This is a genomic window from Paenibacillus sacheonensis (assembly GCF_009909195.1).
GTDB classification, from domain to species: Bacteria; Bacillota; Bacilli; order Paenibacillales; family Paenibacillaceae; genus Paenibacillus_Z; species Paenibacillus_Z sacheonensis.
In genome coordinates, this window is the sequence record NZ_JAAAMU010000005.1 from 283,287 (window position 1) to 303,756 (window position 20,470).

13 protein-coding genes are annotated in these 20,470 nt (G+C 54.3%); 1 reads left to right on the plus strand and 12 read right to left on the minus strand.

The genetic code is table 11. The annotated features are described in order from the left end of the window. The first annotated feature begins 128 nt into the window (after positions 1–128). Positions 129–1,613, plus strand: a complete 1,485-nt coding sequence (locus tag GT003_RS11915) for a SpoVR family protein (protein WP_428842597.1) — start codon at positions 129–131, stop codon at positions 1,611–1,613. Between the two features lie 194 nt (positions 1,614–1,807). Here the strand turns inward: GT003_RS11915 and GT003_RS11920 are convergent, their stop codons facing one another. The 12 genes from GT003_RS11920 to GT003_RS11975 form a co-directional block, all read right to left on the minus strand. Next, positions 1,808–2,689 (minus strand): transglutaminase family protein, encoded by an 882-nt coding sequence (locus tag GT003_RS11920; RefSeq protein ID WP_161697821.1) that lies wholly within the window; start codon positions 2,687–2,689, stop codon positions 1,808–1,810. Continuing rightward, entirely contained in the window at positions 2,686–3,687 is a 1,002-nt protein-coding gene (locus GT003_RS11925) for an alpha-E domain-containing protein (protein WP_161697823.1), read from the minus strand. Before GT003_RS11925 ends, GT003_RS11920 begins: the two co-directional genes overlap by 4 nt. A gap of 24 nt (positions 3,688–3,711) precedes the next feature. Beyond that, positions 3,712–5,172 (minus strand): circularly permuted type 2 ATP-grasp protein, encoded by a 1,461-nt coding sequence (locus tag GT003_RS11930; RefSeq protein ID WP_161697825.1) that lies wholly within the window; start codon positions 5,170–5,172, stop codon positions 3,712–3,714. A gap of 251 nt (positions 5,173–5,423) precedes the next feature. Beyond that, positions 5,424–5,801 carry a LytTR family transcriptional regulator DNA-binding domain-containing protein gene (locus GT003_RS11935; protein WP_161697827.1) on the minus strand — a complete coding sequence of 126 codons (378 nt, stop codon included), beginning with the start codon at positions 5,799–5,801 and terminating at the stop codon, positions 5,424–5,426. Positions 5,802–5,936: 135 nt separating this feature from the next. After that, complete coding sequence (locus GT003_RS11940; protein ID WP_161697829.1) at positions 5,937–8,687, minus strand: fibronectin type III domain-containing protein; 2,751 nt, start codon at positions 8,685–8,687, stop codon at positions 5,937–5,939. A gap of 318 nt (positions 8,688–9,005) precedes the next feature. After that, a complete protein-coding gene (locus GT003_RS11945; RefSeq protein ID WP_161697831.1) occupies positions 9,006–10,670 on the minus strand; it encodes a beta-galactosidase in 1,665 nt (554 codons plus the stop codon). A 38-nt stretch (positions 10,671–10,708) separates the two neighbouring features. Beyond that, positions 10,709–11,593: a carbohydrate ABC transporter permease gene (locus tag GT003_RS11950; protein ID WP_161697833.1), complete on the minus strand. Its 885-nt coding sequence runs from the start codon at positions 11,591–11,593 to the stop codon at positions 10,709–10,711. A gap of 20 nt (positions 11,594–11,613) precedes the next feature. Then, on the minus strand, positions 11,614–12,510 hold the full coding sequence (locus GT003_RS11955; protein ID WP_161697835.1) for an ABC transporter permease: 897 nt from the start codon (positions 12,508–12,510) through the stop codon (positions 11,614–11,616). Between the two features lie 61 nt (positions 12,511–12,571). Further along, positions 12,572–14,314 carry an extracellular solute-binding protein gene (locus tag GT003_RS11960; protein WP_161697837.1) on the minus strand — a complete coding sequence of 581 codons (1,743 nt, stop codon included), beginning with the start codon at positions 14,312–14,314 and terminating at the stop codon, positions 12,572–12,574. 195 nt (positions 14,315–14,509) lie between these two features. Next, positions 14,510–16,255, minus strand: coding sequence for a sensor histidine kinase (locus GT003_RS11965; protein WP_161697839.1), 1,746 nt, complete (start codon positions 16,253–16,255; stop codon positions 14,510–14,512). Positions 16,256–16,278: 23 nt separating this feature from the next. Further along, a complete protein-coding gene (locus GT003_RS11970) occupies positions 16,279–17,919 on the minus strand; it encodes a response regulator transcription factor (RefSeq protein WP_161697841.1) in 1,641 nt (546 codons plus the stop codon). Between the two features lie 225 nt (positions 17,920–18,144). Beyond that, positions 18,145–20,043, minus strand: a complete 1,899-nt coding sequence (locus tag GT003_RS11975; RefSeq protein WP_161697843.1) for a PrkA family serine protein kinase — start codon at positions 20,041–20,043, stop codon at positions 18,145–18,147. Between the last annotated feature and the right edge of the window lie 427 nt (positions 20,044–20,470).

Genomic DNA, 20,470 nt, shown 5'->3' on the forward strand with positions numbered 1-20,470 from the left:
TATCCAGAAAACTGGCTTTTTTTCCCTCATTACTATACCATAGCCCTTCATGGGCTGACCAAACAAATTTAGCCGGACTGACGAGGCACCGTGGACATATCGTTCCGCCCCCTCCCATACATATAGCTATGGAAACCAATTCGCATTGCGAGGGGGAAGCGAGCTTGCGGCAGGACGAGATCAAAGCGCTCGAACGGGCTATAGACGAAATAACGGAAATCGCACAAGGATTCGGTCTTGATTTCTATCCGATGCGGTACGAGATTTGTCCGGCGGATATTATTTATACCTTCGGTGCTTACGGCATGCCGACGCGGTTCAGTCATTGGAGCTTCGGCAAGACGTTTAATAAGATGAAAATGCAATATGACTTCGGTCTCAGCAAAATCTATGAGCTCGTCATTAACTCGAACCCTTGCTATGCGTTTCTTCTCGACGGAAATTCGCTCATCCAGAACAAGCTGATTGTCGCCCATGTCCTTGCGCACTGCGATTTCTTCAAGAACAATGCCCGGTTCAGCATGACCAACCGCAACATGGTCGAGAGCATGTCCGCCACGGCCGAACGCGTCAGCCGGTACGAGATGGAACACGGAACCGATGCCGTGGAGAAATTCATCGACGCCGTGCTTGCCATTCAAGAGCATGTCGATTCGACCCTCATTCGCCCGTATAAGCTGGACAAAACCCAATATATTGAGCTGCTGAATCAACAAAGCCAAACCGCGAAGCCTCCCAAACTGTCGCAATACGACGATCTCTGGGGCCTCGACGAGCAAGTGCGCCAGGAAGCGGAGGCTGCCTCCGCCAAAGCGAACGCGGATACCAAGAAGTTTCCGCCGCAGCCGGAAAAGGACCTGATCTGGTTTATCGAGGAATATTCACCGAATTTGCAGGACTGGCAGCGTGATATCATGTCCATGCTCCGCGATGAAATGCTGTACTTCTGGCCGCAGATCGAGACGAAAATCATGAACGAAGGCTGGGCTTCCTATTGGCATCAGCGCATCATCCGGGAGCTGGATCTCACGAGCGAGGAAACGGTCGAATTCGCCCATCTCAACTCATCCGTCGTGCAGCCGTCCAGGCATTCCCTTAACCCGTACTACCTGGGGCTGAAAATCTTCGAGGATATCGAGAAACGCTGGGATAATCCGACCAAAGAGGAGCAGGATCGATTCGGCCGCAAGCCCGGGCTCGGCCGAGATAAGATGTTCGAGGTGCGGGAATTCGATTCCGATATCTCCTTCCTGCGCAATTACTTAACGAAGAAGCTCGTCGCCGATCTGGACCTCTACGTCTTCGAGAAGAAAGGCGCCGAATGGAAAATTACCGAGAAGGCCTGGGAATCGGTACGCGATCAGCTGGTCGTCTCGCGCGTGAACGGCGGATTCCCTACGCTGGTCGTCATCGACGGCGACTTCAACCGCGTCGGGGAGCTGTTCCTCTTCCATAAATACGAAGGCGTGGAGCTGGATTTGAAATACGTGGAGAAGACGCTCCCACACGTCGTTCAGCTATGGGGCAAGAGCGTGCATCTGGAGACGATCGTCGAGGACAAACGGATCGTGTTCAGCTGCGACGGGAAGAAGACGAGCCGGAAGTTCATTTGAGCACCGCAAATTAAATCGCCCGCCCGAGACGCCGAGCTTGGGCGGGCTTTGCTGCGTTCGTTAGACGACAAAATAAAGACGCCCGCCCCGATGCTTCATGCACCGTTGCAGCCGTCCGTCCTTTCTGGGAGTCCGGGCTTGGACGATTCTCGCTCGAGCGATCGACCTGGACAACATGCTCGGCATGATGTCCGTTAATCGACCCGCCGCACATCCACCGTCACTTTCAGATCGGCTTCGCCCGTCCCCATATACACCCCTTTGACGGGCACGATATCTTTGTAATCCCTGCCGTGGCCCAATTTGACGTATCGCTCGCCGACCAACGCATCATTGGTCGGATCGAAGCCGCACCAGCCCATGCCCGGCACATAAGCCTCGACCCATGCATGCGATGCCTGTTCGAAGTCCGCGCTTCCGCCCTGCAGATCGCCGACAAAATGATATCCGCTCACATACCGGGCCGGAACTCCCTTGGACCGGCAGGATGCGATCATCAGATGCGCGAAATCCTGACAAACCCCGCGCCGCCGGTGCAGCATGTCGCTCGCGATCGTATGGACGTTCGTCGCCGCCGTATCGTAGACGAATTCGCTGCGAATCTTGTTCGACAGCGCGAGCAGCCAGCTGTATACGCCTAGACGATCCTCGCCGGATTCGTTCTGAATCGTCGCTTGGGCGAACGCCGCCAGTTCGGGCGTAATGCCCGTGTATTCCGTGGGGATCAGATACTCCGCGAACCGGTTGGAGGCCTTCTCGCTTGTCAGCCAGTCCCATGCTTCCTTCGGAGGCGAGACGTCTTTCCCGCGCGGCGGCCTGAGCGCTTCCCGCGTGACCACGGTCATCTGGGAGCGGATCGTCAGCTTCCGATGCAGATGATTGACCGAGAAGACATGCACCCTGTTGCCGAAATAATCGTCATAGCTGAACAGGGACGCATTGGGCTCCACCGCGATGGCGTGCTGATAGCAGGACTGCTGCTCGTTCGTGAAGGGCGTCAGCCGGAGCTCATTGACACTGTCCGTTACCGCGTTCTTGTAGGCGTACTGCGTCGTATGCGAGATATGAAGCTTCATGCGGTGGCCTCCCCGATGCGAAAAAAGGTTTGCGCGAACGAGGCGCCGAGCTGACCTGCCGCGGAGAGCAGACGTCCGGTAACGATTCCTTCTTGGTCCAGCTGCAGGTCTTCCCGTTCGAGGCAGGCAAGCTCCGCCTTCAGCTTCACGACTTGGCGAATGATCCGGTCATGCGCGGAACGGAGCTGCTTCTCATGAAGCTGAATGCCGCGCAGATGCTCATCCAGCGCATGCAGCGAGAAATGCACGGAACGCGGAAACACCTCGTTCAGGACCAGGAACTCGATGATCGCCTCCGCCGATACCCCGTCGGCGTAGTGGCGCCGGAACGCCTGATAACCGCTGACGGAGCGCAGCACAGCCTGCAGATAGGGGTACAAGCCATAGTAATCTTCCGTTTCCGGCGCAGCCGACGACTTCGCCGTTACGGCAGACTGAATGATCCGCAGCGTATTCTCCGTTCGTTCCAGGAAACGGCCGCATTCGATGAAATGCCATTCGTTCTCGCGCGGCATGATGGACTGCGTAACGCCGTGGAACAATGCCGTCCACTCCTTGATCCGCCCGAAAAACTGATGCGGAGACTCCTTGGTCAAATCGCCGGCGTGCTTCTCACGCAGCCATAAATAAAAGCCGTTCGTCACGTCCCACAGCTCGCTCGGCAGCTTCTCCCGGAGCGTCCGTACGTTATCCCGGGCATGATTGACGCAAGTCACGAGCGAATTGGCGTTATCGCGGTCCAATGTGATGTAATGAACGACGTCCTGTTCGGCATAATCGCCGTACTGCTGTTCATAGGCCTCCCGGCTGCCCAGCGCATCGACGATCCTTCCCCATTTGCACAAAGCCCGAGGCATGTCGTCTTCGTCGGCGCGCGGGAATGCACTCGTATCCTCCGCCAGCAGGTGAAAGTGCACGTCGATCAGCCGCGCGTGATTCTCCGCGCGCTCCATATACCGGCCGATCCAAAACAAAGCTTCCGCATTACGGTTCAGCATCGTTCATCCCTCCGTTCATCTTCCTTAACGACTGAGCACCCATGTATCCTTAACGCCGCCGCCCTGCGACGAATTGACGACGAGCGAGCCTTCCTGCAGGGCGACGCGCGTCAGACCGCCCGGAATGACATGCATCTGCGAATCGCCCATCAGGACGAATACGCGCAAATCGATATGCCGCGGCTGCATGGCACCGCCGAGCATGACCGGAGCCCGCGACAGCTTCATCGTCGTTTGGGCGATATAGCGGCCCGGATCGCGCTGGATCGCATCCGCGAACGCGTGGATTTCCTTCTGCGTTGCCGCCGGGCCGATAAGCATCCCATAACCTCCGGAGAGCGAGGTTTCCTTGACGACCAGCTGATCCAAGTGAGCAAGCGCGTATTCCCTGTCTTCCTTGCGCGACAGGATATAGGTCGGTACATTATGCAAGATCGGTTCCTCGTTCAAATAATAACGAATCATTTCCGGCACGTACGCATAAATTGCTTTATCGTCTGCGACGCCGGTACCGGGCGCGTTGGCGATCGCGACATTGCCCGCCCGATAAGCGTTCATCAGTCCGGGCACGCCAAGCAGCGAGTCCCCCTGGAACGCAAGCGGATCCAAATAATCGTCGTCCAAGCGCCGGTAGATCACATCGACCTGACGCAGTCCGCTCAATTCCCGCAAATAAATCTTATGATCCTTGTAGACGAGATCTCGTCCCTCTACGAGATGAATCCCCATTTGCTGGGCAAGGAAAGCATGCTCGAAATACGCGGAGTTGTAGGCGCCGGGCGTCAACAGGACGATAAGCGGATTGCGTTTGCCGGAAGGAGCAAGACTGCGAAGCGAACGGAGGAAAACATTCAAGCTGCGCTCGATATCCGATACCGCGCTGGACAGGTAGAGTTCGGAGAACAGCTCGGTCATCAGCCCTCTCCCTTTGTATAGGTAGGAAAATCCGGATGGCGTGCGCAGATTATCCTCCAGCACGAAGTAACGGCCCTCCTCGTCTCTAATTAAATCTATGCCCGACGTCGTCATATAGACGTTCTGCGGCACATGGAGCCCTGCCATCTCGGGGCGGAAATATTTATTTCCGACGATCATCGCCCGCGGGATAATGCCGTCTTGTACGATCGCTTGTTCATGGTAGATATCGCGCAGGAATGCATTCAACGCTTTTACGCGCTGTTTCATGCCTTTCTCGACGGTTTCCCATTCGTGCCTGGGGATGATGCGGGGAATGTAATCGAAGGGGATCGTGCGTTCGAGCGGCTCGCTCTGGTTTTGGGCATACAGCGTAAACGTGATTCCTTCCTCCAGCATCCGCTGTTGAATCGCGGCATGCCGCGCAGCCAATTCCGACGGTTTCATGCGGGCGAACGTTCGATGGACTCCCTCGTAATGCGGCCTTACGGACAGGTCCCTATCGAACATTTCATCGTAAAACGATTGTGAATCGTAAGAGTGGAATTGTGATTGCATCGCCATCGACATGATTACCGCCTCCAAAACCATCAGTTGTCAATTACATGTCAGTTTTCAACAAACTTCTACAGGAAATTCAAGTATTTTTGGCTGATTCTTACTTAAATCATACTCAATCCCACCCCTCGCGTCAACTTTAATGACATGTAAAGGACGAGTAAATCAAAGAATTGCAAATCCGAGTCAACAGCGCGGAATATCCCGTTTTCATAGGGCCACTCTCGCCCTGCCCATATTGCGCTCTCCTATCCTATGCGGCATCACGCAGCGGAATACGCCGAACGCTGGCACGCGCTTTCGCGGATGATCATATGTTTTACTTTATCCACGTTCGCGCCCGAAACCGTGGCGTACAGCCCCTCGTCTCCCCGGTTCTCGGGCAGATCGAAATACACCTTGCGCTGCACGGGATCATAGCCTTTGACCGCATCCATATTGACGACGGCATTGCGGTCAAGCCGATCGAAACCATAACCGGCAAAATGTTGGACGAGCTGCTCCATCGTATGCGGAAACCGGTACAGCGCTCCGTTCGCGGCGGTGAACGCCGGACCTGCGGCCGTTGGCGCAATCAGGCAAATCTCTTCGATATTCACCCATACGGATTCTCCGTCCTCATTCAACAAAAATAACTGCATGTTCAACACCCCTCCAAGAGAATAAGAACTTATGTTCCCATTATATCATATTGTCTCCTTATGCTCACCAACAGCAAAAGCCGCGACATCGAAGTGTCGCGGCTTTCGGCTTGCCGATTCCCGGAGGCGGATGGCTTAAGAGATATGATTGACGAGCACGAAGAGCGGGCGTTCGCTTACGTTAACCGTCACTTTATTGGAAGCGATCGATAGACTCGACGAGACCCCGTCGGTATCCCCGTTCGCCATCGAGACCTGCGAAGCCGCGTTTGCCGTTCCATCCAGACTTAGTTGATAGCCGTTCACGGTCGTATTGCTCGCCGTCGGGCTCCAAATGACGTAAGCGCCGTTATTGCCCGTCGCGCTCTTGAATTTATAGATTTTCACGTTGCCGTTCCCGGAGGATTGCTCGCCAGCATAACGCATGCCCGTCAGCTGGTTTTTCAACGTATAGACATAATACCAGGAGATCTTGGGCGTCTGTCCCGTTGCCTGGCTGGTGACCAGTCCGCTGCTCGCGTATTGCGTCGCATCGTTGGCATCGACATCCCTCAGCATATACATGGCCGCTTTATCGACGCCCGCTGCCGCTGCCGCAAGATAAGAACGCACCAGCCAATTCGCTTGAGTCTCGTATTGGGAAGTCGTTCCGATGCTCGGCGCGTGAACGGGCGAGCCCTGATTCGTATCATAACCGAATTCCGAGATCCATACTTCCTTGCCCTGCATGTAACGGTTGCGGTAGTCCGTCAATTCGGCGAGCCTTCCCTTTAGATCGTCCGCTTCCGGGCTGATACCCGCGCTGCCGTTCGAGGAATAGTGGTGGATATTGAGCGCATCGAACGGTACGCTGCCGCCGCGTTTGAAATCCGACCAGAACTTGATCGCTTTGATCGTATCCAGCGTAGGATTTGCCAATCCGCCCATCGCCATCTTGGCATTCGGATCCGCATTCTTGATTCCTGCCGTCGTGCCCATCGTGCCTTGATGGCCGTCATAGTCGGCACTCGCCATTGCGGCATATTCGTAGGCGTTGAAATACGGCGCGCGTCCGGACCACCACCCATCCTGTTCATTCCAGTCCTCGTAATACTTCACCGTGTTCAGGCCCGTGCTGCGAGGCTGGCCGGAAGCCAGCTTCAGCTTGCCGTCCGCAACGGCCGTGCTGCCGTAACGGGCGGCCATTTGATACATATGGTCGGCATGTTCAATATAGGAAGTCGGCAGAAGCGGATCTCTGCCCGATCCGTTCTTGATCGGCTTGTCGCATTGTCCGAGCGTAAGCCAGCTGGCGCTGCAGGTCAATACGGGAGATGCCGTAATGCCGGCCGCCTTCAAGCCGCTGTAATAGGTGTCGAAGTTCCAGCCGCCGCCGCCGCCCCAGCTCGGAGCGAATTTATTTTGGTTGTTCGGATAGCCCGGATAGCCCGTGGCGATCGTTCCGAATGGCCAGAGGTCCCCTTCGTCCCACTGCCAATTGTGGTATTCCCGGACGAATCCGGCGACCTTCATCTTATCGAGCGGATCATCGATGAACGCATTAATGCCGATCAGCTGATCCATCGTCGGCAGCGTCTGGGCGACCGGTGCCGGCGGCGCGGCCGGCGTGCCGAGCGCCGTGCCGTATACGACGATTTCCGGCAGCGACGCGCCCGGATCAACGATGATCTGGATGTAGCGGGTCGTCACCGCCAGCGCATGCGCGTTCCAGCCATTGTACGTCGTCATCGGATCGGTGAATTGCAGATTCCAGCTGAACGGCGTCCCGGTAAGCACTTTGACGCTGCCCGAACCGGTCGAGTCATAAATATAGAAATTAGAGAGCGCATAATTAGTCCCCAGATCGATGACCGCGCTGCCCGGCTGGTACAGCGAGTTATAACCGAGATCCCAGCCATGCGTCGGAGAACCGCCGGTGCCGTTCTTGGGGTCTCCTGCAATGGTCTGCTCGTCGGTCAGCGCCGATGGATCTCCGTACCCGGATTCATTCAAATACATGGAAGGCGTTATCGCGATTTTGCCGGATGTTCCGGTCGCCGCCGTCGTGGCTGCGCTCGCCACATTGGACAGCGCGGAAACGTTCGGCACCTCGTCGGACGTTTTCAAAGCAAAATAGTACGTGGTGCTTGGCGAAAGGCCGTTCACGGTGAACGATCTGCTCGTTCCCGCAGCAGCGGCCGCCGGCTCTCCGGTCGCTTGCGCCGCGCTTGCCCAGTTCGCCGATGTAATCGCCGCCGTGCTGTAACGCACGTCATAGCTTGCAGGCGTCCCCGTCGAACCGTCATCGCCCGCTCCTGTCCATGTCAGCTGCACGGACGTGGAAGCGGCCGATCCCGCCGACAAATTCGACGTCGCTCCCGGGGCGGTCGTATCGCTGCCGCCTGCCGGCGTGCCGTAAAGCACGATTTCGTCTACGTCGCCGCCGCTGACCAAGTTGACGCGAACATACCTCGTCGTCACCGATACCGGATGGGCGTTCCACGTCATGTACCCGACAAGCGGATCCGTGAACAGCGCCGTCCAGTTCCCCGGGCTGCCGGCCGATACGTTAAAACTTCCCGTGCTGTAGCTGTCGTACAGATAAACGTTGGAAAGATTGTAATTCTGTCCGAGATCGATGTACGCGTACAGCGGGTAATTCGAAGGCGACCATCCGCCGAACCACGGCGTGGTCGGGCTGCCGCCGCTCCCGTTTGCCGGGTCGCCGGCGGCGGCCTGCTCGTCGAACAGCAGTGCCGGATTACCGTTAGCGCTTTCATTGATGACCATCGCGGCGCTGACCGTAATTTTCGTTTCCGCTGCATATGCCTTTTGACCGGGCGCGAGGATAACCAAGCATGCAACAACCAGGCAAACAGACAGAAACGACGATAAAGCCTTCATCATCAAATCTCCTCCTCCAATGTTCGAGTTTGATTCAATGCCTATTATACGCCCCCCTCTATGGTCCAATAATGTCCTTTATCGGATTTCCCTTATCCTTTGATGCCTTCTTTCCGCTGCGCCGCATTCGTTCAGCCGGGAAGCTCGCAGCCGAATAAGCGCGCCATCGCGGCGCACGATTCCTTGGCTTGACGGTCGATCGTCACCGAACCGAACGGTCCGTACGAAGCGCCCATTTCAAACCGTCGTCGGATTCGTAAAAATCGCGCCGGTGATAATAATCCGCCCAGCTCCAGAGAGCATCGAAATAGAAAAACGCGGTTATGCCTTAAGCACAACCGCCATCGTTTCAAGCCATTCTTCGTTCGATGCATCTCTTGGGACGACCCAGGTTCCGCCCGCCCCGTATTCATGCGCAATCAATATGCTCTGACGCGTATCTATGGCATCTAGAATGAAGTTGTTCGGCTGCCATGCCAACAGCTCGCGGAATAAACGCGGCACCTCGGCGAGATACACATTATGTTGATTTTTGCGGAAGAGATCTGCCGTCACAACGAGCTTGCCTCCTGCGTGCACGTACGCAATCAGCCGTTCCTCGAGCGCTGCGTCATAAATCGTATGCAGCGGAATGACAACGACCTCGTGTTCCCCGAGTTGATCCGCCGAATACAGCACATCGATCAGGCCGTCATGTGCTTCGTACATGCTGCGATACACCGTTTTGACGACGTAGTCGGGATAGTGAAGCCGGTCGCCGACGGACAATTGATAGCACCATGAGCTGTCGAAATGATAATACAACGCGAGCTTAGCCGCAGAACGGCCGGGATCTGCCGATCCGGGAGCACCTGTCGGTTGGGGATCTTGATACTTCGCCTCTTGTTTCTTCGTATCTAATTGTCTCGTATATTGCTGCACCACGCCGTAATTGCGGGCCGGCTCGCCCGTAATCGTAAGCAGCTCGCCACGGCCCTGGGCCTGTTCCTGGCCCCAAGGGAACGGCTTCATTTTGAACAAGAAGAATTGACTGCAGCCCCGCTGACTTACGAGCTCCAGCTTCCGATCCAGCTCCGGCGAACTGGCGCCGAACTCCATGATCCAGAACGGACGCGCAAGCGCGCCGCGCGCGGCATCGCAGTAGAAGGCGATTTCATACTCATCGCCGCTGTAAATATCGACGCCGGCAACGTCCAGCTCGGCGAATAGTTCCGCCCAGTTCACGTTGTCGCCCCAGCTGAACATGAACGCATTGGTCGTAATCGGGCGGTCGCCGGTATACTTCCGCAAGATACGGGTTTGAGCGCGTGCGAACTCCACGATCCCGTTGGAGGAGAAGCGCGCGAATTCCAGCTCCAGGCTGGGATGATGCCACATCATGAGATCCGACTGAATCGGCGCAGGCAGCGGAATCTGATCGAAGCGATCGTAGCGCTGGGACCAGAAGATCGTCCCCCAGCTTGCATTCAGTGCCTCGATCGTTCCATGCCGGTCTTCCAAATACCGATGGAAAGCTTGTTTCGCGCAGGGACCGAAATCATATTTGACTTCCCCGCCATATTCGTTATCAAGCTGCCAGGCCAGCACGTTGGGATGTGCGCCGTACCGTTCCGCCATTTTCTCCACGATGCGGCAAGAATGCTCCAAATACTTCGGAGAATGGTACGAACGATGCTGGCGGGCACCGAAGGTCACGGCCTGCCCGTTCTTATGAACCGGCAGCACCTCCGGATACTGCTCCGTCAGCCAGATCGGCGGACAAGCGGTCGGCGTGCAGAGCACGACCCCAATGCCGTATTCGGCGGCAAGCGCAATCGAATCGTCCAGCCATTTCCAATCATACTGCCCCTCGGAAGGCTCCATCGCCGACCAAGCAAACTCCGCGATGCGGATCATCGTAATCCCCGCATCCGCCAGCAACCGGTAATCGACGGCCCAGCGCCGCGGCTCGCAATGCTCGGGGTAATAAGCAATTCCTACGTTCATCGTCCCATCTCCTTATAGTGAAGGAATGCATGCTAACGTTATTCTTTGACGCTTCCCATGACGATGCCGCCCATGAAGTAACGCTGAATAAAAGGATAGACGAGCAGGATCGGCAGCGTGCCAAGGAAAATTTGCGCTGCCTTTACCGTGCGGTCCGACACTTCGGCGAGCAGCGTCAGATTGGCCACGGACAGCCGCGTGAAATCTTTGTTGACAATAACCGTCTGCATGTAGCTTTGCAGCGGGTATTTCTGCGGAGAATTCATATAAATCAACCCGGAGAACCATTCGTTCCAATGGAACACGACCGTGAACAGCGTCACCGTGGCGAGCACCGGCAGCGATACCGGAATCACGATGCGCATCAACGTTTTCCAATGGTTCGCACCGTCCATGAAGGAAGCTTCCAGCAGTTCCTTCGGCAGGCCGCGAAAGAAGTTGAGGATCAGCACGACATTGAACACGTTGACGGCGCTTGGAATGACGAGCCCCCAGATCGAATCGAGCAGACCGGTCTTCATGACGATCATATAGGTCGGTATAAGACCGCCGCCGAACAGCATCGTGAGCACGAACAGCCATACGTAAACCGTCCGAAAACGGAAATCCTTCGTTTCCTTGGACAAGGAATAGGCAGCCAGCACGCCCAAGAGCATATTGATCGGCACGCCGAGCAATAAACGCTGCAGCGTGACACCGAGCGACTTCAGAAATGCCGGCTGGCTGATAACGAAGGAGTAGGACTTCATGTTGAAGCCTACCGGCCACAGTCCGACCTTCCCTGCCGTAGCCGCGCTGCTGGAGCTGAACGAAATCGCGAGAATATGAACGATCGGAAAAAAGCAAAGCACCGAAATGAGCGCGAGAACCGCATAATTGCCGATTTCGAACAGCCGGCGGCTTGAACTTTTATAACGAACCATGCTGTACCCCTCCCAGGCGGCTAGAATATGCGGTAATTGGCGAAACGATAAGCCAATACATAGGAACCTGCCATAAATATGAGTGAAACGATAGACTTCAACAGTCCGACTGCGGTTGCGACGCTATATTGATAATCGATCAGGCCAAGGCGATACACGAGCGTATCGAGAATGTCGCCGGATTGGTAAACGACAGGGCTGTAGAGGTTGAACACCTGGTCGAATCCCGCATTGAGCACGTTCCCCAGGCTGAGCGTAGCCATCAAAATGATAACGGGCAGCAAGCCGGGAAGCGTAATATGCCAGGTTTGGCGCATACGGTTGGCTCCGTCCATCACCGCAGCCTCGTACAAGGCAGGGTTAATCGACGTTAGTGCAGCCAGGTACACGATCGTGCTAAAACCGAATTCCTTCCAAATGTCCGTCGAGACCAGAATGAACGGGAACCAGTGATTGTTGGAGACGAAGAAGATCGGCTTGCCGCCGAACCAAGAGATCAATTGATTGACGAGCCCCGTGGACGGGGATAACAGATCGACGACAATGCCGCCGAGAATAACCCAAGATAGGAAATGCGGGAGATAGACCAGCGTTTGGACCGATCGTTTGAAGGCATGGATGCGAACCTCGTTGAGCAGCAGCGCCACGACGATCGGAACGATGAGACCGGCAATGATTTTCATCGCGGAAATATAGATGGTATTGCCGACGACCTGCCAAATGTTCGGCAAGTGCAGCAAATATTCGAAATTATCCCAGCCTACCCATTTGGACTTGAAGAATCCCATGGCCGGCACGTATTTCTGGAACGCAATGACGATGCCGAGCATCGGCCCATAGCTGTAGATAAGCACAATGACCAGTGCCGGCCAAACCATCAAATGGAGCGGCAGCTCTTTCTTCATCAACTTCAACATAGCGTTTCAGACTCCTTCCTTCATCGGCAATAAAAAAAGGGAAGGGAGTCCCTCCCCTCGGCTATTTGCTTTTGGTGGCGTACCACTCATTGACTTCTTCCGTAATTTTGTCGCCGCCGAGCTGCTTCCAGTTCTCGACGAACTTATCGAAATCATCCGCAGGCGCCGCGCCCATGATGATTTTCGTGAAGGCTTCGATTTCCTGCTGTTTCAGGAACGCGCCTTTCTCGATCATCGTAGGCGTCGGCGATCCATAGAACTCGTTGGATAAGATGAGATTGTTGGCGTTGTAGTTCTTCAGTACTTCGTAAGCGCCGTTCTCGCCGAAAATCGGATTCAAGTACCAGCCGGTCAGATTCGTTCCTGCCGTCGCTTCCTTCATCTGCGTGTAGTAGCCGAGGAATTCGTCGTTCAACTTGGACGTATCGCCGGTTTTCAGCGCTTCCGTCACAAGCTCGTGCGCTTTCACGTTCGTATCCATCGTGAAGGTTTGAATCGTTGCCGAGCCGAACACTTGAATTTTCTTGCCGTTCTCCGTGACGGTATGGAACTTATCGGACTCCGCGTGCTCGCCGTAAATTTTATCGTAATAATAATTCAGCATTTTCACGACGGCTTCTTTATGGTCGTAGCCTTTCTTGACGACGTAGTACATGCTCGGCACCGGCGTTTCAACGTACGATTTGGCCGGCTGGTCATCTGCGGATACCAATGGATATGGCATCCATTCGGACTTGTTGTCTGCTTTCTTCAAATCGTTAAGCGGCCAAGAGGCGTTCCAGAACTGACCGAACATCAGCCCTACTTTGCCTGAAGTTACCGTCTCTGCGACCTTGTTGCCGTCTTTGACCGGGAATTCCGGATCGATCAAGCCTTGCTTGAACATTTGGTTCAAGGCGATCAAGCCATTCTTGACTTGAGGCTGAATTCCGCTGTAAGCCAGTTTGCCGGTCGCTTCGTCCTTCTGCCACATGCTGACATTCACATTGAACGGATAAGCATGATAAGCGCTGAAGAATCCTTGCACGCCGGCGAAGCCGTCATATATATTTTTGTCGAGCGCCATGCCGAACGTATCTTTCTTGCCGTTGCCATCCGGATCGTCGTTCGTGAACGCGGTCGCGATTTTCATAACATCGTCCATCGTCTTCGGCGGGGACAGCTTCAGCTTGTCCAGCCAGTCCGTCCGCACCCAGATCATCGGCGCGCCATCGGTGCCGCCGCCTTGCGTCGTATCCGGAAGCGCCATTAGTTTGCCTTTGTATGATGCAGCATCCAGAATAATGCCGCCGTTGTAACTCATGATGTTCTTAACGCCTTCGGAGGCGTATTGATCGTACACATCCGTCAAATCCTCGACTTGACCGGATTCGATCAACATCTGCATCTCGCGCGCCGTCACGTGCATGACATCCGGCAAGTTGCCGGAAGCGATCGTAACGCTCATCTTCTGGTCTCGCACCTCTGGCGTATTCGCCGCTACCCACAGGTTTTTGACATTGATGCCGAGGTCGCTGGCATACGCTCTCGTCCATATGTTGTTGTCAATGCTATCGCCTGCCGGATACTCCGGTTTCTCGCCTTCGAATGCCACCGTCGTCAGTTCGATCGGCGGATCATACTTGGCCATCGGATCCGCCGGCGGAGCATCATTGGTCCCCGTCGCATTATTTCCCGCTGCCGGTGTCTGTTCGGCTGCATTTCCTTGATTGTTGTTCTTGTTGTCCGAGCAAGCAGATGTAATCACCATCATGCCAACCAGGGCAGTCAGAAGCACTGATCCTGTTTTCTTTGTTCTAGTCAACACGTTTTCCCCCTGTCGGTATGAATTGCTCTTGCACATCTCTTATTATGGGGAACAGCGACGCAAAGAAACAGATTCACAATTGCACATTCGTTGACTTCTGATGACTTTTTGTCTTTTCATGTCGAATCATAATCCATTCCAGCTTAGCTGCACGTAAGGCATACTTGCTCGGCTCTGCTCGATCGTCGCGGCCTAGACAGCGCTGCGGCTTATATGAACCGTGACCTGAAGTCCGCCAAGCTCGCTGCGCTTGAGCTCGATCCCGCTTCCGTTCCCATAAAATAATTGGATGCGCCGATGGACGTTGATCAGTCCGGTAGTCTCCAGCGCATCGCCCCGATACCGCAGCTTATTCCGCAGCTCTTCGATAACCTCTTCCGACAGCTCTTGGCCATTATCCTCCACGATGATTTGATGGAAGAGCTCCGTCGACTTCAACGTGACGTTGATCTTGCCTGCACTCAACATGTTCTCGAGGCCGTGATTATACGCATTTTCTAGAATCGGCTGAAGGAACAATTGCGGTACCTTCAGTTCTGCCATTTCAGCCGGGAACTCATTGAAGGAAACCGCAATCCGTTCGGAGAACCGGATCCCCTGAATATCCGTATAGGCTCTGGAGTGCTGAAGCTCCATCTCGATGGACACCGATTCGGCTCCGGTACGGGTAATGTATTGAAAATAGTTGCCTAAATACTCGCAGAACAAAATGACCTTGTCGATATCATGAATCTTGGCAAGCCGATACAGCGTGAAATACGTGTTGTACAGAAAATGAGGATTGATCTGCGACTGCAGCTGCTTCAATTCCGAGCTCTGCGAACGGATTCGCTGCTCGTACACCTGATGAATCAACACATTCAGCTGATCCACCATGGAATTGAACTGGGTATACAGATAAGAGAACTCATCGGCTCTGCGGGTAACCGGCATCTTCTCCAGCACGCCGTTCTCGACCTTGCGCAGCGAACGTACAAGCTGGCTCATCGGACGATGGATCTGCCGATAGATCCAAGCAGAGAAGAAGAGAATGACGAATACCGACAAAATCGAGATAATCCAGAACCAGTTCCCATACACGGACAGCTGACCAAGAACCTCTTCCTCCGGAACGTAAACAGCTAAAGTCATGTCCGAGCCCGGGACATACTGGTGCACCACAATGTAATCGGTCTTGTTATACCGATAAGGGTATACGCCCGAGAGCGTGTGACCGTTATGCTTCGTGCGCAAGGAAGCTTGAATCGCATCAACCAGCTGACTGTCCTGCTCGCTCGTTACGGACCAGCTCTGTTCGTCGTTCCATAACACATAGCCCCCGTTGCCGTATTTCGTAAATTGCGACAGCTCCTGCTTCAGCGTATCCACGCCGAGCTCGATGCTGAGCGCATAAGAAGGGTCCAGGTCGTAGAGGGCGAGCGAAGGATAAGGCAGCACGATGAACAATCTCCCCTGCCACTCCACAACCTTGGATGCGCTGCTTCTTGCAGCTTTCATAACCATGTCGTACTCTTCGGCGGGCAATGTCGATACGTTGCCAAGCGTGGAAATATCGCGGTCAAGGATCGGTATGTATGCGCTAACATTTCGAATCAACGTGCTGGAGTCTTGAATCATTCCCAGCTTCTCCTCGATATACAGCATGCGCTGCGACATCTCGTAAGGTTTGATCATGGTACCGCCGAAGCTGATGTTCATCAAATCCTTGTCCAAAATAAACTCCTGCTGATGCTTGCTCATCGACGCAAGCTCGTTCGCGAACGTCTCCATGAAATTTTGAACGCCGACTTCCAGCTGCTTGGACAGCTCGCCCTTAACGCTCTTCATCCCCTTCTGATTAATGACGAGACTCATCGTGCAGATCGGAACGATAACAAGCAAGAAGACGAATACGATCTTAGAATAAATGGATAGCTTCAACCGCCGTTCCTGTTTCAATGGTGCCCCTCCGTTTGTCATGCTTATCGCTCCCGGTATTCGATCGGTGTCATTTTCGCGACCCGTTTGAAAAATCTAGTGAAATACGCAGGCGATTCAAAGCCGATTTCCTGCGCGATTTCGTTCACTTTCAAGTTCGTCCCGCGCAGCAGCTCCTTCGCTTTCTCCATGCGGACGTGGATGACGTAGTCAGTAAGCGTGATGCCCGACAGCTTCTTGTATAAACGAGACAAATAGTACGGGTTCAAATAAACGATCTCCGCCATCCGGGTAAGCGATAAATCCTCGGCAATATGCGCGTGGACATAGGTTTCGATCGTTTGGATAACATCCCGGTACGGCGAGAACTCGGATTGGTTGCGCAGCAGGAAATAATGCGCGGCAATCTGCAGGAAGTAATCCGCTACGCCCTTCCAGTCCGCGAACGATTTCAATTCCACGCATTTGCCGAGATCGATCCGGCGTCCTATCGAGTGCGTCAATCCTGAGCGGTTCATGCAGGTCATGAACATGGAGGACAACGCCAGAAATATCTCCTGAACCGTGAACGTATGACGCTCGTTCCAATCCGGCAGCTTGTCCAGGAACGCAGCCATATGCTGCCGGAATGCTTCTTCGGAGCCGCTCTCGAGATACGATTCCAGTTTTTTCAGATCCGGTCCGAAATACTGACTTCTGTTTGGGCCCTCGTCATCATTTTCTTGTTCGATGGTCGAAGGGGAAGGTCCGAATTCATGCAGCATCATCTCTCTGCCCATTCCGATGCCATAGCTGATCTGCCATTTCATGCGATAATACGCTTCGGGCAGCTTGTTCCAATCCGTTTCCTTCGAGCCGATCAGAAAGGATACGCTAAGCTTCAACAGTTGATCCGCTTGCTTCTGCGTCATCTCTAAGCTCCCGTAGACGAAACGTTCCATGCTATCGTCATCCGCGGGATCGCGGGATTGCAGCAGCCATACCCACTGATCGCTTTCGTATTTGACTTGCACGACATGCAGCCGCGCGCGCAAATATTCCTCCGCGATATTGTCAATCGCGAAGAGCAGCAATTCCTTGTCCGCGAGCGACATCCCGGTGCGCCACTGGTCGACCTTGCCCGTGACAAGCAGCACCGGTTGGCCCTGCCGCAGCGGAATTTGCATTTCCGCCAGCTGCTCCTCCCGAATCTCGGCGGCCGTTCGCGCGCCTTCCAGCCATTCCATCAAGAACGCTTTACGCAGCATAGGCAGCGCAAGGCTCATGCTGTCCTTTGCCTTCACGATCAACTCGTTGAGCTGCCACTCTTCTTTCAGCGCCAGACACGCCTTCTCCACGGCTTGCACGATCTTGGCATCGCCTTCGGTCTTGAGGACGTATTCGATGCTGCCCGAACGAACGGCTTCCTGAATATATTTGAACTCATTGTATCCGGTCAGCATAATCACTTTGCAGTGCGCCCAAATCGATTTGGCCTGTCTCAGCACTTCAAGCCCGGATATGCCCGGCATATGTATATCCGTAAGCAGAATATCGATCTGTGTCGTATGGAGCCGCTTAATCGCCTCGTCGCCGGAATAGGCGCGGTACAATTCCAATTCCATGGATTCCGTATACTCGCTGAACATTTCAAATAGACCGTCCACGATGATCGTCTCATCGTCGGTAATCAACAACCGGTACATCCTCTCATTCCTCCAGTAGGTTTACGCCAAGAAATATTTCTTATCTTAAACCAGTTGAACCGCAATAGCCAGCACGACGAAAAAACGCAGCATGCGAATAATCGCGTGCTGCGTTGCATGTTGGAAGGCCCGTTTTGTTCGGATTTGCGGCGAAAAGTGACCGGAGATCGGAATGGACCGTTTGGAAACCCATTCCGACCGCAGGTCATGCTTTTCACTACGCGATTAGCGATTCAACAGGCTGCCGACATAACGAAGCAGTTCGTTGGCGCAGACCGGGCAATAGCCATGCTCGTCGATCAGGCGTTTGGACACCTCGTTAATCCGCTTCAATTGCTTCTCGTCCGGCGTTTTGGTGGACGTCGTGATTTTGACGATATCCTTCAAATCCGTGAACAGCTTCTTCTCGATGGCTTCGCGCAGCCGCTCGTGGCTGTAGTAATCGAACTTCTTGCCTTTGCGCGAGTAGGACGAGATCCGAATCAGGATTTCTTCCCGGAACGCCTTCTTCGCATTCTCGGACACGCCGATCTGCTCCTCGATGGAACGCATGAGCCGTTCGTCCGGATCCATCTCTTCGCCCGTGAGCGGATCCTTGATTTTGGCCCAGTTGCAGTAGGACTCGATGTTGTCGAGGTAGTTCTCGAACAGCGTCCTCGCCGACTCTTCGAAGGAGTAGACGAAGGCCTTCTGGATCTCCTTCTTCGCCAAGCCGTCGTATTCTTTTCTCGCGACGGAGATGAAGTTTAAATATCGTTCGCGTTCTTCCTTGGTGATGGAAGGATGCTGATCCAGGCCGTCCTTAAGCGCGCGCAGCACGTCGAGCGCATTGATGCACTGCAGGTCCTGCTTGATTAAGGCGCTGGATATCCGGTTGATGACATAACGCGGATCGATCCCCGACATGCCCTCTTCGATGTACTCGCTTTGCATTTCCTTCAGGTCGGCTTCCTTGTAGCCTTCCACTTCCTCGCCGTCGTACATGCGCATTTTCTTCACGAGATCCATGCCCTGCTTCTTCGTTTCCTTGAGCCGGGTCAGGATGGAGAAGATGGCTGCCGAGCGCAGGGAATGCGGCGCGATATGGATATGCTTCATGTCGCTCTGACCGATCAGCTTATTGTAGATTTTCTCTTCCTCGGATACTTTCAGGTTATACGGAATCGGCATGACGATCATCCGTGATTGAAGCGCTTCGTTCTTCTTGTTCGCAATGAACGATTTGTACTCCGTCTCGTTCGTATGCGCAATGATGAGCTCATCCGCCGATATGAGCGCGAACCGGCCCGCCTTGAAATTACCCTCCTGCGTCAGCGACAGCAAATTCCATAAGAACTTCTCGTCGCACTTCAGCATTTCCTGGAACTCCATCAGACCCCGGTTCGCTTTGTTGAGCTCCCCGTCGAAGCGGTAAGCCCGCGGATCCGACTCGGAACCGAATTCCGTAATGGTCGAGAAATCGATGCTGCCCGTCAGATCGGCGATATCCTGCGACTTCGGATCGGAAGGACTGAACGTCCCGATGCCCACGCGGTTCTCCTCCGATACGAGCACCCGTTCCACCTGTACGTTCTCGATCTCGCCGCCGAACTCCGTCTTCAACCGCATTTGGCAGGAAGGACATAGATTGCCTTCGATGCGGACGCCGAGCTCGCGTTCCGCTTCCGCCCGGAGCTCATTCGGAATCAGATGAAGCGGTTCTTCGTGCATCGGGCAGCCTTTAATGGCATAGATTGAACCTTTGTGCGTACGCGAGAACTGTTCCAGTCCTCGTTTGAGCATGGTAACGATCGTGGACTTCCCGCCGCTGACGGGACCCATGAGCAGCAAGATCCGTTTTCTCACATCGAGCCGACGGGCCGATGAATGAAAGTATTCCTCTACCAGTTTCTCAACGGCACGATCCAAGCCGAATATTTCTTGTTCGAAAAACTTGTATTTCTTCGTTCCGCTACTGTCTTCAACCACCCCAAACGACTCAATCATGTCATAGACACGAGCATGCGCAGTCATGGCTGGAGTTGGATCCTGTTTCAGCAGCTCGATGTAATCCTTGAAAGAGCCCTGCCAAGCCAGCTTCTCGCTTTCCGCCTTGTACTCCGAAATCCGTTTCAAAATATCCATGCCGTACCTCCTCTCGTCCATCCCGGTGTTCCTAGCTGCCTCTGCCATGCGGGTCGTGGGCGGCATTCGAACGTTTTCCCACCATCTAAAGCTGCCCGGCATTTTTTATTGAAGTAATACAATCCTATGCGCTTTCGTAAAGGAAGTTGCCCAATAATTTAAACAAGTTTTCAACAAAAACCGCCTTCGTTAAGCGGTTCTTTTACAAAATCGAAACGCGCTTCGCGGAAGCGAACAGGCATCGCGCCGCCGTCCGATCGCTTGGAAAGCCCGCTGCGCCAACGCTTTTCCACCTCTGCGCCGAAATGTCGAAGCAGAAGAAAAATCGACTTTTTCCGTGCTCGGAGTCCGAAGAAATCTATGACAGCCGATGTCATTCCCAAATATAGCTGAGGGCCGGGCTTGAATATGTTATAATCGCCAAAGA